The sequence below is a fragment of the Gordonia sp. PDNC005 genome, from assembly GCF_016919385.1.
Lineage (GTDB): Bacteria > Actinomycetota > Actinomycetes > Mycobacteriales > Mycobacteriaceae > Gordonia.
Genome location: NZ_CP070351.1, coordinates 3,412,383 through 3,429,739 on the forward strand (window position 1 = coordinate 3,412,383; position 17,357 = coordinate 3,429,739).

A 17,357-nucleotide genomic window follows, 5' to 3' on the forward strand; every position below is an offset into this window, starting at 1 on the left:
GGTGGACACATGTTGTCGCCGTTCGGACACCATCTAGTAAGGTGAGCCTTCGCTGACCCATAGGAGGTCCGATGACAGCACTCCTCGCCCTCCCCGCTCGCGTGGACACCCCCGGCCACGTCCACTCCGAGGTGGTCCCGCCCGGCTACCTGCTCACGACACGATTCCTCGGCTGTGCCTACATCGACGATCAGGACGGCTGCTCCGACAAGCCTCACTCACACCCCGAACACGTCGTCTTCTGGCCCGAGCGAGGAAGCGGCCTCGTCGACGTGGGCGATCGCAGGTGGAGTCTCGCCACCGGACAAGGCCTCTGGGTGTCCGCAGGCGTCGAACACTCAGTCAGCCGAGATCCGGCGAGCACCATGGCCGCGGTGTACATCGTGCCCGACGCGTGGACGCGTGAAGCAGGCCCCAGTCGGCCGGTGGTCGTGAACGCCGCGCTCCGCGAGCTGCTCACATTCCTCGCGTGGTCACCGATGCCGCGCGACCATCGACTGCGAGCGCAGCAGGTGTGCATGGAACTGATCACCGAAGAGTCACGACCCGCCATAGATCTGCCGATCCCTCGCGACGTGCGGATCGAGGAGATCGCACGAAGCATCGTCGCGCACCCGGCAGACGACCGGTCCATCGACGACTGGGCTTACCTGACATCCCAGAGCTCACGCACGATCGCTCGAGCGTTCCGAACCGAAACCGGGATGACTTTCACCCAGTGGCGTACCTGCGCGAGGATGTCCCGCGCGGTCAACCTCCTCGGCGAGGGAATGGCCGTCGGACTGGTCGCGAAGCGGGTCGGCTACGGCACCAACAGCGCTTTCACCGCCGCCTTCCATCGCATTCTCAACCAGCCGCCGACCGCATTCCTGCCGTCGCGGATCGGCTGACTCCGAGACGTCCCCCATCGCCCTCGATGTCGCGAGGACGACGAAGTGTGTCCGTTGAGCGACAACAACCGACCGTAGCCTGAGGGACAGATAAATAAGGGCACCCTGCCCTATCTTTCTCTCCGAAAGTGAGTCCCATGAGGTTCCTGCGGCACATCACGCTGCTCGCCGTCTCCCTGCTCGTTGTGCTCGCCGCCGCCGCGTGCGGAAGCTCGGCCTCCGACGGTCCGACAGCGGCAGGCCCCGGCTTCCCCGTCTCGATCGACCACGTCTACGGGACCACGACGATCCCAGCCAAGCCCACACGCGTCGTCACGATCGGCTGGATCACTCACGACGTCGTCGCAAGCCTCGGCGTTGCACCCGTCGGCGTCGACACGTCATGGGGCGGCGACGACGAAGGATTCACACCGTGGTTCCGCGATCACGTCACCAACGTCCTCAAGGCCGACATGCCCGCCGTCTTCAAAGAAGGCGAAGAGCCCGACTTCGAGAAGATTCTGGAACTGCGCCCCGACCTGATCCTCGCCCCGCACTCAGGCGTCACCGAAGTCCAATACAAGCGTCTCAGCCAGATCGCGCCCACCGTCGCTTACGCCAAGAAGCCGTGGACCTCGGGCACCTGGAAGGACCTGACGACACTCGTCGGAAAGTCGCTCGGCGAACAGGAGCGCGCCCAGCAGGTCATCGCCTCCACACAGCAGCAGATCACTGCATCGGTCGAGGCCAACCCTGGACTCAAGGGCCGAACCTTCCTCTACGGCCTCACCCTCTCGCCCGGAAGCACCGAACTCGGCATCTACGTCTCCGGCGACCCACGCGTCACGTTCCTCCGCGAGTTCGGTCTCGTCGACAGCCCTGACCTGGCGAAAGCCCTCGGAAAGATCGGCGACGACGCTTTCTACGGCGCGCTGAGCCTGGAGAAGCTCGGAACAGTGAAGACCGACATGTTCGTCGGCTGGTCGAGTTCGAAGCAGGAGACCAAAGACACGCTCGCGAACGCCGCGGTGTCTCGCTGGCAGCCCATCGCGAGCGGCCACCACCTCTTGATCGAGAGCGAGCAGATGGGCATGGCTACGAACGGACCGTCGCCGTTGAGCATCCCCTGGGCCATCGACAAGGGCTTCGTGAACGATCTCGCCAGCGCCTCCGCAGGCCGGCCCGTCGTCATTCCTGCGTCATGAGCAGCGACGACTCCAGGGCGATCCGCGAATACTACTCCGGACTCCCAGACGACTACGAACCGCGGATCCACGTCGGCGAGGTGAGCGCCGTCCGCACGGTGTCGGGCGGAATACTGCGCGTATCCATCGCGGGCGCCGACATGGCCGACTACCCGACGGCCGATGTCGGCGACGAATACGTCCGCCTCTACTTTCCCGGCGCCGAACCCGATCCGGTCTGGCCGTTCGTCGCGGCGCGCGGCTGGGACTATCCAGACGGCGCCGAACCCATGGAGATGCGTACGTACACGATCCGCGCCCATCGCGCCGGTGAAGTGGACATCGACTTCGTCGTCCACGAGGGAGGCGTTGCAGCCGCATGGGCCGCACAGGCAGTTCCGGGTCTCGCCGTCGGAATCACTCCGCCACAACCGATGTACAACCGGCCGGAATGGGCACGCAGGCAGATCCTCATCGCCGACGAGCCCGCGCTCCCTGCGGCGCTGCGAATCGTCGAACTGACCTCGCACGAGGTCGAGACGATTGTCATCGCAGAGGTCAGGAGCGAGGCCCATCAATTGGAGGCCGACTTCGGCGACGCTTCGTACACCTGGCTGCGCGGCAGCGGAAACGGACACGCCCCCAGCAGCCTCGTGCAGGCCCTGCGACGAACCGACATCGACGACAGCACCTTCGTGTGGGTGGCCGCCGAGGCCCGCCTGACTCGCGAGGCGCGCAAATACCTTCGGCACGAACGTACGATGGCCGCGGACTCCTACCGGGTGGTCGGCTACTGGACCGACAACGGCGAAGAGTGGACTGCTCGCTACGAAGCACTCGGCGCGGACGTACATGCTCACCTCCAGGCCCTGTACGAGAGCGACCGCGACACTGAGGAGATCGTCGACGAGATCTTCCGCGTGTACGAGGCAGCGGGGCTGTGACGACCTACGCCGAACCCGAGGCTGAGGAGAGATCACAGGAGTCCGCAGGTCGTGCGAACGGCAACGGGGCCCGCACGGTCGGCCTCGCCGTCGCAGCAGCGACCCTACTGGCGACGGTCGTGGCAAGCATCGCCGTGGGCGCCGCCGACATCGCACCGTCGACCATCATCGATGCGTTGACTGCATACGACTCGTCTAACGACTCGCACGTCACGATCATGGAGCTTCGGATCCCCCGGACCGTCGTCGGGCTGATCGTCGGCCCGGCGATCGGACTGTGCGGCGCGCTCATCCAAGCGTTCACAAGGAATCCCCTAGCCGATCCGGGCATCCTCGGCGTCAATGCCGGAGCGATGTTCGCCGTGGCCGTGGCCGTCGGCCTGTTCGGGGTTACGGCTCCCCTCGGATACGTCTGGTTCGCTTTGATCGGCGCAGGAGCGGTGACCGGTGCGGTGTACGTGCTCGGATCACTCGGCGGCGGGCGGGCGACACCGGTGAAACTCCTGCTCGCGGGCGTCGCGATCAGCGCCGTACTCGGCGGTCTGACCACGGCTCTCACGCTGAAGTACCGCGAGGCGTTCGACGAGATGAGGTATTGGCAGGTCGGGGCGATCGGCGGACGGGATCTCGTGCTCGTCGCACAGTTCACTCCCTTCATCGTCGTCGGCCTGCTGATCGGTCTGGCCTCCGCCAGAGGTCTCAACTCGCTCGCCCTGGGCGACGAGGTCGCCGCCGCGCTCGGAGTCCGACTCGGCCTGCTCCGCGCCGCCGTCGTCGTGGCGATCACGCTCCTCGCCGGAACCGCCACCGCGATCGCCGGACCCATCGCCTTCGTCGGACTGATGGTCCCCCACGTGGCCCGTTGGTTCGTCGGACCGGACCAGCGGTGGATCTTCGCGTACACCGTCGTCGTGTCGCCCGCACTCTTGCTGTTGTCCGACGTGATCGGCCGAATCATCCTGCCGAGCGGCGAACTCCGCGTCGGACTGGTCACCGCGGTGATCGGTGCACCGGTGCTCATCGTGTTGGCCCGGCGCAAGTCGGTGAGCGGCCTGTGACCGCCACGCGGGTGATGACCGTTCGCGCCACGATTCCACGAACACATCTGTCAATGTCGGGCCGAATTCCGGTGCGATATGCCGCAGTCTCGTCGGTTCTGGTCGTTCTGGTGGTCGTTGTCGGGCTGGTCGCGCTCGGCATCGGGACGTACCACCTCGACGCACTGACCGTCCTCCGTGCCTTGGTCGGCCTGGAGGATCCGCAAACGCAAATGCTCGTCGTGCAATGGCGCCTGCCACGCGTTCTGTTCGCGGTGGCGTGCGGGATCGCGCTCGGCGTCTCGGGCGCGGTGTTCCAGTCGTTGACACGGAATCCTCTCGGCTCGCCGGACATCCTCGGTTTCGCGTCCGGCTCGTACACCGGTGCCGTGATCGTCATGCTGTGGATGGGGTCAACCGCCTATCTCGACATCGGTCTCGGGTCCCTGATCGGCGGGCTGCTCACCGCTGCCACGGTGTACGTGTTGGCGAGACGCAACGGCACCGTGCAGCCGTTCCGGCTCATCGTGATGGGCATCGGCATCGCCGCCATGCTGTCGTCAGTCAATTCGGCGCTCATGATGTTCGTCGACGTCGACACGGCGATGCTCGCCGCGGTCTGGGCGTCTGGATCGCTCAACGGACTCGGCAATGAACAACTGTGGCCGATGATCGCCGTGCTCGTCGTGATGATGATCGTCGTGGCCCGGATCGCGAGTGCGGTCAATCAGATGGAGATCGGGGACGACGCCGCCCGAGCCCTCGGCATCCGTGTCGAGACCGCGCGCGGCGTCGCGATCGTCGTTGGTGTCGGCCTCACCGCGCTAGTCACGGCCGCTGCCGGCCCGATCGCATTCGTCGCCCTCGCTGCCCCGCAGATTGCAAAACGCCTGACGCGAGGCAGCGGTCTCCAAGTGATTCCATCCGCACTCGTCGGCGCGCTGGTCCTACTGGTGTCCGACATCATCGCTCAACGCGCCGGCTTCCCCGTCGGCGTTGTCACCGTGTCGCTCGGCGGCGCATACCTGACCTGGCTGCTCGCCATGCAATACCGGAGGACTCGATGACCGAAAGCCTGATCAGCATCAACGGCGTCCAGGTCGGATACGACGGAACCACCGTGTGCCGAGACGTCGACCTCGAGGTTCCCGCCGGCTCCTACACCGCGATCATCGGCCCGAACGCGTGCGGCAAGTCCACGCTCCTTCGTGCGGTGGCTCGTCTGCTGCCGGTCAAAGCCGGGTCAGTGATTCTCAGCGGCCGCGACATCACCACCATCCCGACCCGGGCCATCGCGAAAGAACTCGGGCTGCTTCCGCAGTCGTCCACCGCGCCGGAGGGAATCACCGTGTCCGACCTCGTCGGCCGAGGTCGATACCCGCACCAGCGCATGTTCGACCGTTGGTCGCGCGACGACGAGAAGGCAGTGACCGAGGCCCTCGAAGCGACTGCGACGACCGACTTGGCAGATCGTCTCGTCGACGAGTTGTCCGGTGGACAACGCCAGCGGGTGTGGCTCGCGATGGTGCTCGCCCAGCAGACGCCGGCCCTCCTGCTCGATGAGCCGACGACGTTCCTGGACATCGCTCACCAGTACGGTCTGCTCGAGCTGTTCGACCGGCTGCGAACCGATCACGGCAGGACCATCGTCGTGGTTCTGCATGATCTCAATCAGGCGGCTCGCTACGCCGATCACCTGATCGTCATGAAGAACGGTCGTGTGGTCGCGTCAGGCGACCCGGCCGAAGTCATCACCGCCGAACTCGTCGAGTCCGTGTACGGACTGCGGTGCCGCGTCGAACCCGATCCCGAGACTGGCGCGCCCATGGTCATCGCCCGTGCCGGACGCTGTGTGGTGTGAGTGTTGAGGCGCCGTCAGCGCCGACCGACCGTGCTTGCGTCCTGCCTGTGACCTGACGCCCCACAGTCGTCGAGGGAGACCTCGTGCGTCCGCGATTCGTCGCCGACACTTGACATACTCCCTTCGCAACCTCATTCTGAACAACATTCATTATCGATGAACACAGTTCAGAATGAGGTTGAAGATGAGTTCTCGGAATAGGGAACACCGTGACGGCAAACGCCGCGCACATGCGGTCAACATGCGGTCGGTCACTGCCTTCGCGATGGCCGCAGCCGTCTGTCTCCGCTTCGTTGCCCCTGAGGCCCAGGTGCAGGCCGCACCTTTCAATTACGTGTCAGCGGGCGCCGTCGACGCCGCCCAGCCCGGCCAGCCGTTCGGCTCGCGCACTCTCCGATATCACGTCGCGGGCGTGGCAACCCCGGTCCGGGTGCTCCAGGTCGCCTACCGCTCGACCGATGCGCAGGGTCGGCCGTCGTCGAACGTCACGTCGCTGCTCCTCCCACCGGGCGCCGCCAAGCCGAAGCAGGCGGTCGCCTACAACTCGTTCTACGACTCCCTCGACCCGGCGCACAGCCCGTCGCACTCGATCGAAGGCGACGTCAGTTTCGGCGGACTGATCAACAACATGGAGTCGACCTTCATCGCACCGCTGCTCGCGCAGGGCTACCCGGTGATCGTCACCGACACCCAGGGGCAGAAGGCGCACTTCGCCGCCGGCACCGAGTACGGCACCAACACGCTGGACGCAATCCGCGCGGTGAGCCGAGTCCGCGGAGGTCTCGCCCCCGACACCAGAGTTGCGCTGATGGGCTACTCCGGCGGCTCGATCGCCACGAACTGGGCCGCGGCGCTCGCACCGTCGTACGCGCCAGATGTGAACCGGCGACTCGTCGGCGCCACCGGCGGCGGGCTCCTGGTGAGCCCCGCGCACAACTTGAAGTACGTCAGCGGAAGCCTCGGCTGGTCCGGAGTGGCGGTGATGGCGATCAACGGCGTCTCCCGCGCCTACGGAATCGATCTCACTCGATATCTGAGCGCGTACGGCCGACAGGTCGTCTCCCGCACGGCGAAGGCGTCGATCGTCGACGTACTCTTCCGCTATCCCGGCCTGACCTGGTCGAATCTGGTGAAGCCCGCCTATCGGAACCCGGCCGCCATCGGCCCCTTCGTCGACGCTGTCAACAAGGTCGACCTCGCCCAAGCCCCGACGCCGACCACGCCGCTGCTGATGGTGCAAGGCGCTCGCGGAGAGTTGGAAGGCTCCAACGGTGCCAAGCGCGGAATCGGGCCAGGCGACGGCGTGATGATCGCCGGCGACGTCCGGAGCCTGATGCGGCAGTACTGCGCGGCGGGCGACCGCCGTGTCCGGTACATCCAGCTCGACTGGGCGAGCCATCAGCCCGCGACCACGGTGTGGCTGGCCGAATCCCTGCGCTGGATCAACGCTCGATTCGACGGGACCCCCGCTCCGTCCGACTGCGGCCGGATCGCACCCGGAAATCTGCTCGCACCGATGACAAAGGCGGTCTCGCGATGAACTCTCCCAGCCTGCTCGATCGCCTGTCGAGCCCACCCCGCGACACCGACCCGGACCGTCTTCGCGCCGCCGTCGAAGGCCGCACGGTGGTGATCACCGGGGCATCCTACGGCCTCGGCGAAGCGACCGCGCGTGATCTCGGCACCGCAGGTGCGAGAGTTCTGCTCGCCGCCCGCAGCACCGATCAACTCAACGCGGTGGCGTCCGACATCACCTCGGCGGGCGGATCAGCACACGCATACCAACTCGATCTGACCGATCTGGACGGCACCTCAGCAATCGCAGAACGCTTGCTCGACGAACACGGAGCACCCGACGTCGTGATCAACAACGCGGGCATGTCGATCCGGCGGTCGTTGGAGCTGCAGTACGACCGTCCTCAGGATTTCGAGCGGACAATGGCCGTCAACTACCTCGGCCCGGTCCGGTTACTGCTCGGCCTCCTCCCGGCGATGCGGGACGCCGGACACGGTCATCTCGTCAACGTCTCCACCATCGGAGTACGCATCCCGCCCGGTCCCCGGTGGGGCGCTTATCAGGCGTCCAAGGGCGCCTTCGACACGTGGGCGCGCAGCGTCGAGCCGGAACTGAATGCCGCCGGAATCGACGTGACCTCGATCTACATGGCGCTCATCCGGACTCGCATGAGTGCACCGACTCCGATCATGCGCCGACTCCCCGGGTTGGACGCCGATCAAGCCGCCGACGTCGTCGCGCGAGCACTGACACGCCGCCCACGCCGAATCGCGCCCTGGTGGGTCAAGCCGACCGAGCTGTCCGGGATCGCCGCCGGGGGCCTCGTGAACGCCGTCTACAACCAGTCGTTCCGCAGGTCCGCCGACTCGGACCGAGCGCTCGGACGCGGGGTGCAACGATGATCGGCCCGCACGCCCGATTCGCGGCGTCGATGTGGCGCGCGGGCATGCTCTCACCACCCGCGCCGTCCACCGCATGGCGGATACTCCGAGCCGGAGCCGACGTTCCGACCGGACTCGGACGGCTGCTGGCGGTGTCGACCGCGCGATGGCCGATGAGGATCGCGCTGCACGACGATCACGGGCCGCTCACGTATGTGGCGCTCAGCGAGGCAGTCGACACAGCGGCCCGCGCGTTCGGGGATTCGTACGACGTCGGACGTGGCGACCGAATCGGCGTGATGTGCCGCAACGGCCGGAACTTCGTCGTGGCGGTGTTCGCCGCGGCCCGCCTCGGAGCCGACGTCGTCCTGCTCAACACCGACTTCCGCGGCGCGGCCCTCGAATCGACGATCCACAGCCAGAGGCTGTCACTCGTGATCGCCGACGCCGAGTTCGCCGACCTGATCGCCGCCACCGGAACGCCGGTCGCAGATCCGGGGATGCGGTCCACACGCGGAACCCTGCCGACGCCTGCTCGGGAAGGGTCAGTGGTTCTGCTGACATCGGGGACCACCGGGAGCCCGCGCGGTGTGCCCCGCGACCCAGACATCGGGGCCCTGCTGAGCATGGTCACCACGGTCCTGGAGCGGACCAGGCTGCGCACCGGTTCACGGACGGTGGTCGCCGTACCGCTGTTCCACGCGTTCGGCCTGGCGACGATGGGTCTCACTCTGGGACTCGGCGGGACGATCATCGTCCGTTCGCGGTTCGATCCGGCCGCGACGGTGAACCAATGCGTCCGGCACCGTGCACACGCTCTCATGGTGGTTCCGGCCATGCTGCCCCGGATCCTCGACGCCGACCTGACACCCGGCTCTCGCGTTCCCAGGGTGGTACTCAGCGGAGGTTCGGCGTTGTCCCCGGCAACCGCACAACGGTTCACCGACCGCTTCGGCGACGTGCTGTTCAACGGATACGGCTCGTCCGAAGTCGCGCTGGCAACCCTCGCCACACCGGCCGACCTGCGGCGTCGCCCCGGAACCGTCGGCCGGGCGGTCACCGGCGTGCGCATAGCGGTGATCGATGACGACGGTCGACCAGTGCCGACGGGCACAACCGGCCGAGTGTTCGTCGGCGGCGATTCGTCGGTGGCCGAGTACATCGGGGGCGCCTCGAAGGACGTGCACGACGGTCTGGTCGCGACCGGCGACCTCGGATCACTCGACACCAGCGGACTGCTTCACATCATCGGACGGGAAGACGACATGATCGTCAGCGGAGGAGAGAACGTGTACCCACAGGCCCTTGAGAACGTCCTCGCCGGGCACCCCGGTGTCGCCGACGCATGTGCGTTCGGCGTCCCCGACACACGTTTCGGTCAACGACTGGTGGCACTCGTCGTCCCCGCCGGGGAGATCACGTCGAACGACCTCCACGAGCACCTCCACTCTCGAGTGTCCCGCTTCGAACGCCCTCGGGACGTCGTGTTCGTCGACGCGATTCCGCGGAACGCCGCAGGCAAGGTCGATCGCCGAGCCGCCCGGTCGTTGAGCGTCGACGAGGAGATCTGATGAGCACCGTCCATGTTTTCGACGTCGCGCCGCTGCGGCCCTTGATGGGCGGCGAGGTCCCGACACAGGCGCTGTTGATCGTCAGAGGCGACCGGGTGATCGCAGTCGACGCAGGCTACCCGGAGGTCGTCTTCAACGACCCGTCGCTGATCGGATTCGAGGCCCGATTCCTCCGTCTCCCGAATCGGCCCGACGCGGCCCTCACCAATCGGCTCGCGTCGATCGGCGTGCGCCCAGACCAGTTGACAGACATCGTCCTGACTCATCTGCACAGCGAGCATGCCGCAGGCATCGCAGACTTTCCCGCAGCCCAGGTGCACGTGTCGACAGCCGAACTCGAGGTCGCTTCCGGAAGCTCCCTCCGGTCCCGCGTGTCGTACCGCAAGCGGTTCTTCGAGCACGTCCCGAGGTGGCGGACGCACGGCGGCGACATCGAGTGGCTGGGTGTCCCCGGCTGTGCAGAAGTCCTCGACGACGTGATCCTCGTACCGCTGCCGGGGCACACGGTCGGGCACTGCGGAGTCGCGGTCCGACTCGACGGCGGGGATTGGCTTGTGCACACGGGCGACGCCAGCTACTCCGACATCCGCAGTGGCTCGCCCGCGGCCTTCCCGCTCGACCTGTACGAACGCTTCACCGCCGCCGACCGCGACGCTCAACGTCGTACCCTCGCGACGCTGAGCAGGCTCGCAGCCCGCGACGACGTGCATCTCATGTCGTCGCATCGCATCCCGATGCGACTTCCACTCACCGTGGCGGCGCCCGAGCGCGCCGACGCACCGGCCACGAAGGAGAACACCGAGTGACCACTGTCGAGAAGATCGTCGTCCCCGGCGACGAACCGTTCGAAGCACTCTTGGCCCTGCCCGACGGCGGCGACGGCCCCCGTTCCGGAGTCCTGCTGATCCACGACGTCACCGGCGACGAGACGGACATCGAGCGGAATCTCAGGATCATCGCCGACCGCGGCTACATCGCGTTCGCCCCACTGCTGTTCACCGTGGGCGGCCGCCGAAGAATCACCTGCGTGGTGTCGGCGATGCAGTCGCTCGCCACACGTCGAGGACGAGCGTTCGACGTCATCGAGTCGGCTCGACGGTCCCTCGCCGCGATGCCCGCGTGCACCGGCGACGTCGCGGTCACCGGATTCTGCATGGGCGGAGGTTTTGCACTGCTGGTGGCCGACGATCAGAAGTACGCCGCGACCGCCCCGTTCTACGGGTCGGTTCTCACCCACGGTTTCGCAGGCCCGGACATGTGTCCCGTGGTGGCGTCGTTCGGGGCCAAGGATCCGGTGGTGATTCGCGGCGAGAAACGACTGACACGTGCACTCGAGAAAAACGGCGTCGCGCACGACACCAAGACCTATCCCGGCGTCGGGCACAGTTTCGCCAATCGAATGGACGACAGGTTCCCGCCCACACTCCTGCGCGTGATGGGCCTCGCGTACGACGCCGACGCATCCGCCAACGCCTGGAACCGCGTGTTCGCTTTCCTCGACGATCGATTCGCGGAGCGGGCGTCATGAGCCGTTCTCCCCGTGTCATCGTGATCGGCGCAGGCGTCGCAGGCATCACCACCGCGCACATCCTGACGCAGCGAGGCTTCACCGACCTGACCGTCCTCGAGAAGGGCGACGCGGCGGGCGGCGTGTGGCACTGGAACAAATATCCGGGCCTGACGTGCGACGTTCCGTCGAATCTGTACCAGTTCGGCTTCGCTCCGAAGCCCGACTGGGAGCGGATGTTCGCGACCGGCCCGCAGATCAAGGCGTATTTGAACGATGTGATCGACGAGCTCGGGCTGCGCAGTCGGATCGAGTTGAACGCCGAGGTGACCTCCGCGGTGTTCAACGACGACGAATGGACCGTCACGCTCGCCGACGGCCGCGTCTTCGTCTCCGACTTCGTGGTGATGGCGACCGGCGTCCTCCACAATCCATACGTCCCGGACATCCCCGGGCTCGACACGTTCACCGGCCCCGTGGTCCATTCGGCGCGATGGGACGACACCGTCGAGACCCGCGGGCGACGGATCGCGGTGATCGGATCGGGATCCACCGGCGTCCAGCTCGTCACGGCTCTGCAGCGGGAGGCCGATCGGGTTGTGCACTTCTCGAGAACTCCGCAGTGGGTGATGTGGGCGCCGATGGATCGGCGTCAGTCGCGTCTCGTCACTGCGCTCCTGATTCGATTCCCGGCGTTGCGCACGGGCCTCTACCGGACACTTCTCTCCGGTTCGGGATTCCTCGCCGACATCGCGACCACACCGAGCTGGCGGCGTCGGGCTGTTCAGCAGTACGCGAGGCTGTCGCTTCGGGCTCAGGTCCGCGACCGGGCCGATCGTGCAACGCTCACGCCGGACTACGAGCCGATGTGCAAACGGCAAGTGCTGTCCGGCGGCTATTACCGGGCGATTCAAGCGCCGAACGCCGAGGTCGTCGACTCACCGATCGTGTCGGTGACACCGGACGGGATCATCACCGACGACGGCGTCGAGCACCCGCTGGACTTGATCGTGCTGGCCACCGGATTCCGCGCCCACGACTACATGCGGCCGATGGATCTCCGCGGGCGTGACGGTGTGAGGATCGACGACGTGTGGGCCGACGGTCCACGCGCCTACCGGATGAGCGCGATCCCGGGCTTCCCCAACCTGTTCACCACGCTCGGCCCCAATTCGCCGACAGGCTCGATCTCGCTGCAGTACACCGCCGAGCGGACGGCCGAGTTCATCGCGGACTGGCTGGACAGGTTCGCCGCGGGCGCGTTCACCACCGTCGAGGTGACCGACGAGGCGACCGACGACTTCCTTGCCGATGCGAACGCCGCGATGATCCCGACGGTGTGGGCCACCGGCTGCGATTCCTGGTATCTCACACCCGGTGGGGACGTCGACCTGTGGCCGTACGATCGGGCCACGCTCACCGCGATGCTCACCGAGCAGCGTGACGACCATTTCCGGTTCACCCGAACGAGTGAGCCGGCAGAGTCTGGAGACGACGAATGAAGATCCACCATCTCAACTGCGGAACGATGCATCCGATCGCTTCCGGCCGCATGGTGTGCCACGTCCTGCTGCTGGAGTCCGATCGGGGACTCGCGCTCGTCGACACCGGGTTCGGCGTCCGCGACGTGGAATCCCCCGCTCACCGCATCGGCCCTCTCACCCGTGTGATCCGGCCCGACTTCGACTATCACGAGACTGCTCTCGCTCAGGTCGAGGCGTTGGGCTTCGACCGAGCCGACGTGACCGACATCGTCATGACGCACCTCGACTCCGATCATGCCGGAGGCATAGACGACTTCCCCTCCGCTCGACTGCATGTCAGCGCCCGGGAGCTGGCCGACGCCGATGCGGAGCCAGGGCAGTCGCCTGCGGTTCGTTACCGGCCGTGGCGCCAGTCCACGCATCCGGACGACGTCCACTCGTACGACCTGACACCCGACGACTGGTTCGGGTTCGCTGCGACGTCACTGGTCGGATTCGGCGACGACGTAGCGTTCGTCGCCCTGCCCGGTCACACAGCAGGCCACATGGGAGTCGCGGTCCGTCGAGGCGACGGCTGGCTGCTGCATTGCGGCGACGCCTTTTATCACCGGAACGTCGTTCGCGGCGGCTCGGTCCCCTTGGCGATGTCGTTCTCCCAGTTCGCGTCGGCACGCAAGCCCCGACTCGCGGGCGTCACCCGGAATCGCCTCGCCGACCTGCACGAACGCACCGAAGGAAGCGTCGAGATGGTCTGTGCTCACGACGCCACGCTGTACGACGAGTCCCCAGGCATCGGACACTTGTGACAACTGCTCGAAGGCACGAAGTGCAGGATGGTGGGGTGACTCAGAACCCCGACGAGGCGCCCGCCACCCGGTGGGGAGACCGCGAGCAACGCCGCCTCGACATCCTGCGTGCCGGCGAGGCCCTTCTTGTATCCGGCGGTTTCTCCGCGTTGCGCATGCGCGACGTCGCCGCGGGCGCGGGCATCTCACTCGGCGCCGTGTACACCTACTACTCCAACAAGGAGTCGCTGTTCATCGCGGTGTTCGCCGACCGCCTCGACCGCATGATGGCAGGCCTCGAGCCCGCCGCGGCCACGGCGACCGACGCCGCGGAGCTGTTCACGGTCACCACAAACATGTACCGCGAGGGATACATGGTGTTCGGTCGACAGTTCGATGCGCTCAGTCTGGTCGCCGACGTCGACGCCGTGCAGCCGGAGATCGCCGATCAACTCCGCGACGCGACTGCGCGGATGGTCGCCAGCCTGTCTAGCGCACTCATCCGACTCGGTTACGAGGGTGATGTCCCAGCGGCCATGACGCTCCTGTGGGCGTCGATGACGGGTCTGGCGAACCACTTCGCGACCGAACGGCAGGAGTTCCTCGCCATGTCCTGGGACGAGGCCGTCTTGTTCGCCGCAGACACACTCGCCCGCGGATTGGGTCTGCCCTCTCGCAGATGACACCGTGGCGATCAGCCGCTGCCGACGGCCACCGTGCCAGAATCATCGGAAATCACTGGAACACGTTCCACTTTAGGGCCGCGCCGAGGGAATCGCCGATGAATCACCGACAGACAAAGCTCGCGACCGCGCAGGGATCCCCCGCTGCCGTGGCGGCACACGACAAGGCCGCCTGGCTCGCACTGTTCACCGATGACGGCATCGTCAACGACCCTGTCGGCTCCGCACCACACCGTGGATCCGACGAGCTGAGCGCATTCTACGAGACCTTCATCGCCCCAAACGATGTCGTGTTCCACCCGCACCACGACATCGTCTGCGACGACGTCGTGGTGCGCGACGTGACACTCGAGATCCGAATGAGTGACGCGGTCGTCCTGTCGGTGCCGGTTCACCTGCGCTACGAAATGGAAGAACCCGATCGCATCGCGGGCCTTTATGCACACTGGGAACTGCCGACGATGATTCGGCAGATGCTCAGCAAGGGCCTTGCAGCCGCCCCCATCTCAGTTCGCCTCACGAAGTTGCTGTTGCAGAACCAGGGACTCGCGGGAACCGCAGGCTTCTCACGAGGGTTTGTCCGGGTTGGAGCCAGAGAGAAGCGGGCCGCGTTGGAGCACCTGCACGCCACCCAACCGAATTGGACCGCAGGCAAGTGCCTCGCCGCCGGCCGATACGTGACAGTGAGCCTCTCGAGCGCGGATGAGCACGCAGTCGCAATGGTCGAGTTCTCCGGCCGAGCCATCTCAGACGTAACTCTGTTCACCGACCGATGAACAATCAATGAACTAGCGTTCGGCTACCTCGCAGCACATGTCTGATATTTCGTATCGATGCGACACGAAACGAATCACTTCGGACGATCGCCGACGAACGCGATAGTGCTTCTGACATGCGACGCGTAGTCACACACAAACGACCGGATTGCACCTCAACGACCGTCGAACATCACCTGTTCGGACTACAGACGGCCCGTGGGTGAGTCATCAACCATCTTGCCGCAAATCTTTGGTTACCCGTTGGTCAGATGGTAACTGAGACAGCGGGACAGCATCTGTCCAGAGATTCGGAAACGCGCCGACATTCACGCACCAAGAGCCCTCTGACCTGCACATACCCATGCCGTCGGACCGTTGTTGAGACTTGATTTCTCAAATCCACTGGTCATGCGACACAGTTTGCGTTACGGTAACTACCGTGCCCCGGAGGGAGGTCCGGGCCAAAGGTGTCAAACGAGGGGTGTCGAGCCGGCTTCGAGTCGATCGGCCGATGCGATGCCTACGCGTCTCGAGCAACCACTCGAGGCCGACGGCGGTGGCCGGTTCCGTGGGGGGACCGGCCACTGCTGTATGCGCCGCAAGAGTCTCCGCGGCCACGATTGTGTGCCAACAACGATGCTCACGTGCCCGATCAGGCGACAGCCATGGCATTACCCGGGCCGGGATAGCAGTCTCCAAAACGGGCGTCTCACACCACCGAGAAGCGCGCGATGAGGCGAAAAAGTCGACCGATTCGGAGGGTCGATTCTTAGCCAACCCGTCGCTCATCCTCTCGGTCGGCGCTCCTGCGGAGTGCTCGGAAACCTTTTTGACGTGGCGGTTTCATGACTCCGAGCGGATGGGATCAGAATTGCCAACAAGTTGCCATACGAGAACAGGCGGCTACCAAAGAGTGATACCCTCTGGTAGCTTGCAATGAGGTCCGTTCACCGAGGCGCTGCCGCGTGTCGGACGAACACACGACACGACTAGACCAGAAGGCGATATGGACAACGGCTTTGCAGATCGGCTCAACCGACTGTTCGAGACGGTGCACCCTCCGGGGCGTCGTCCCCACACCAACTCTGAGGTCGTCGCGTCCTTGACGGCCGCCGGCCACTCGATCTCAAAGCCCTACATGTCGCAACTGCGGAACGGACACCGCACCAACCCGTCTCACGAGATCGTCGTCGCACTGGCCAAATTCTTCAAGGTTCAGCCCGACTACTTCTACGACGACGTGTACGCGGCCAAGATCGATCACGACCTCGAAGTCCTCGCGCAGCTACGCGGACGCGGCCTGCGTCGTCTCTCGGCTCGCGCCTTCGACCTCTCTGAAGAGTCGCAGGAGATGCTGACAGCGATGGCCGAGAAGCTCCGCCGCGGCGAGGGTCTCCCCGCAACGCCGAACGAATAATCGCGCCCGCACAATCAGACGACGACGGAACCAGGTGATGCTGTGATGCGGATGGGTCGCCTCGTGCGCGGCGCTCTCGCTCTGGGTGCCGTCGCGTTCGCCGTCGGCGTCCAGGCCGGCATGCCGACATTCGCCGATGCCGCGCCGCCAGCGGTAGCCGCGACGCCGGTGTCGCACCACTGCCACCACCACTCGTGGGGGCACCACTGCTCCGACGACGATCCGACGACGACACCACCGACCACGACGTCGACAACAACGACCACCACGTCGGGTCCCGTCCTGACAATCGACACGGAGACGCCGGATCCGACGGACACCGACGACCCGACGAGCTCAGATCCGTCGAGCTCGGCGACGACGAGTTCAACGGAATCGACAGACGATGACAACGGTCCTGTCATCGTTCCCACCCGCCCCAGCACCTCAGGCCGCCCGACGAGCCCCGGCGTCACCCACACGCTGACCACGGACCGGACAGTGAAGCCACGCCCGACGACAAAGCGTTCGGATTCCGGCATTGTCGCTCCAGGCAGCAACAACAACCCGAGAAACCCGCCGAGTCGGCATGTCCCGAACCGAAGCGTCCCGTCTGTCGGCTCCAGCCCGCTGCCCGGCAACCCGGCCGACAAGACAGCCCCGGGCGACAGAGACCGTTCAACGGTCGCCGAGCCCGCGTCGCCTGCAGACATCCCCGGCACCGTCACTGCACTGCCTTCGCCTTCGTCGGCCACTGCGAGCCAGTATGTCGCGGCCGCAGCGGGAGTGGGCGGAGTCGCCGCTGTCGCCGTGGGGGCAGGCGCCATGAGCTTCCGTTCGGCGCGAGCCGGGCGCGTTCGCGTCAACACGGCACGAGCGGA

Annotated in this window: 17 protein-coding genes; 16 read left to right on the forward strand and 1 reads right to left on the reverse strand. The window is 66.0% G+C overall.

The window, feature by feature from the left end; all coding sequences use genetic code 11:
- The first annotated feature begins 71 nt into the window (after positions 1-71).
- The 16 genes from JVX90_RS16450 to JVX90_RS16525 all read left to right on the forward strand — a co-directional run bounded on the left by JVX90_RS16450 (position 72) and on the right by JVX90_RS16525 (position 16,497).
- Positions 72-890, forward strand: a complete 819-nt coding sequence (locus JVX90_RS16450) for an AraC family transcriptional regulator (RefSeq protein ID WP_205329761.1) — start codon at positions 72-74, stop codon at positions 888-890.
- 137 nt (positions 891-1,027) lie between these two features.
- Positions 1,028-2,074, forward strand: coding sequence for an ABC transporter substrate-binding protein (locus JVX90_RS16455; protein ID WP_205329762.1), 1,047 nt, complete (start codon positions 1,028-1,030; stop codon positions 2,072-2,074).
- Positions 2,071-2,997 carry a siderophore-interacting protein gene (locus tag JVX90_RS16460; RefSeq protein ID WP_205329763.1) on the forward strand — a complete coding sequence of 309 codons (927 nt, stop codon included), beginning with the start codon at positions 2,071-2,073 and terminating at the stop codon, positions 2,995-2,997. The genes JVX90_RS16455 and JVX90_RS16460 overlap by 4 nt, the downstream gene beginning before the upstream one ends.
- On the forward strand, positions 2,994-4,055 hold the full coding sequence (locus JVX90_RS16465) for an iron chelate uptake ABC transporter family permease subunit (protein ID WP_205329764.1): 1,062 nt from the start codon (positions 2,994-2,996) through the stop codon (positions 4,053-4,055). The genes JVX90_RS16460 and JVX90_RS16465 overlap by 4 nt, the downstream gene beginning before the upstream one ends.
- Positions 4,056-4,108: 53 nt before the next feature.
- Positions 4,109-5,101 carry an iron chelate uptake ABC transporter family permease subunit gene (locus JVX90_RS16470; protein ID WP_240193928.1) on the forward strand — a complete coding sequence of 331 codons (993 nt, stop codon included), beginning with the start codon at positions 4,109-4,111 and terminating at the stop codon, positions 5,099-5,101.
- Positions 5,098-5,895 carry an ABC transporter ATP-binding protein gene (locus tag JVX90_RS16475; RefSeq protein WP_205329765.1) on the forward strand — a complete coding sequence of 266 codons (798 nt, stop codon included), beginning with the start codon at positions 5,098-5,100 and terminating at the stop codon, positions 5,893-5,895. Before JVX90_RS16470 ends, JVX90_RS16475 begins: the two co-directional genes overlap by 4 nt.
- 184 nt (positions 5,896-6,079) lie before the next feature.
- Complete coding sequence (locus tag JVX90_RS16480) at positions 6,080-7,435, forward strand: lipase family protein (protein ID WP_240193929.1); 1,356 nt, start codon at positions 6,080-6,082, stop codon at positions 7,433-7,435.
- Complete coding sequence (locus JVX90_RS16485; protein WP_205329766.1) at positions 7,432-8,313, forward strand: SDR family NAD(P)-dependent oxidoreductase; 882 nt, start codon at positions 7,432-7,434, stop codon at positions 8,311-8,313. The genes JVX90_RS16480 and JVX90_RS16485 overlap by 4 nt, the downstream gene beginning before the upstream one ends.
- Complete coding sequence (locus JVX90_RS16490) at positions 8,310-9,863, forward strand: AMP-binding protein (RefSeq protein ID WP_205329767.1); 1,554 nt, start codon at positions 8,310-8,312, stop codon at positions 9,861-9,863. Before JVX90_RS16485 ends, JVX90_RS16490 begins: the two co-directional genes overlap by 4 nt.
- Entirely contained in the window at positions 9,863-10,669 is an 807-nt protein-coding gene (locus JVX90_RS16495) for an MBL fold metallo-hydrolase (RefSeq protein WP_205329768.1), read from the forward strand. Before JVX90_RS16490 ends, JVX90_RS16495 begins: the two co-directional genes overlap by 1 nt.
- Positions 10,666-11,391 (forward strand): dienelactone hydrolase family protein, encoded by a 726-nt coding sequence (locus tag JVX90_RS16500; RefSeq protein WP_205329769.1) that lies wholly within the window; start codon positions 10,666-10,668, stop codon positions 11,389-11,391. Before JVX90_RS16495 ends, JVX90_RS16500 begins: the two co-directional genes overlap by 4 nt.
- The gene (locus tag JVX90_RS16505) at positions 11,388-12,872 is read left to right on the forward strand and encodes an NAD(P)/FAD-dependent oxidoreductase (protein WP_205329770.1); all 1,485 of its coding nucleotides are present in this window, start codon (positions 11,388-11,390) and stop codon (positions 12,870-12,872) included. The genes JVX90_RS16500 and JVX90_RS16505 overlap by 4 nt, the downstream gene beginning before the upstream one ends.
- Positions 12,869-13,660 (forward strand): MBL fold metallo-hydrolase, encoded by a 792-nt coding sequence (locus tag JVX90_RS16510; RefSeq protein ID WP_205329771.1) that lies wholly within the window; start codon positions 12,869-12,871, stop codon positions 13,658-13,660. The genes JVX90_RS16505 and JVX90_RS16510 overlap by 4 nt, the downstream gene beginning before the upstream one ends.
- Positions 13,661-13,695: 35 nt before the next feature.
- Positions 13,696-14,322, forward strand: coding sequence for a TetR/AcrR family transcriptional regulator (locus JVX90_RS16515; RefSeq protein ID WP_205329772.1), 627 nt, complete (start codon positions 13,696-13,698; stop codon positions 14,320-14,322).
- Positions 14,323-14,420: 98 nt separating this feature from the next.
- Positions 14,421-15,098 carry a nuclear transport factor 2 family protein gene (locus JVX90_RS16520; RefSeq protein ID WP_205329773.1) on the forward strand — a complete coding sequence of 226 codons (678 nt, stop codon included), beginning with the start codon at positions 14,421-14,423 and terminating at the stop codon, positions 15,096-15,098.
- A gap of 988 nt (positions 15,099-16,086) precedes the next feature.
- Positions 16,087-16,497: a helix-turn-helix domain-containing protein gene (locus JVX90_RS16525; RefSeq protein WP_008382090.1), complete on the forward strand. Its 411-nt coding sequence runs from the start codon at positions 16,087-16,089 to the stop codon at positions 16,495-16,497.
- Between the two features lie 14 nt (positions 16,498-16,511).
- Here the strand turns inward: JVX90_RS16525 and JVX90_RS16530 are convergent, their stop codons facing one another.
- Entirely contained in the window at positions 16,512-17,345 is an 834-nt protein-coding gene (locus tag JVX90_RS16530; protein WP_205329774.1) for a hypothetical protein, read from the reverse strand.
- Positions 17,346-17,357: the final 12 nt, after the last annotated feature.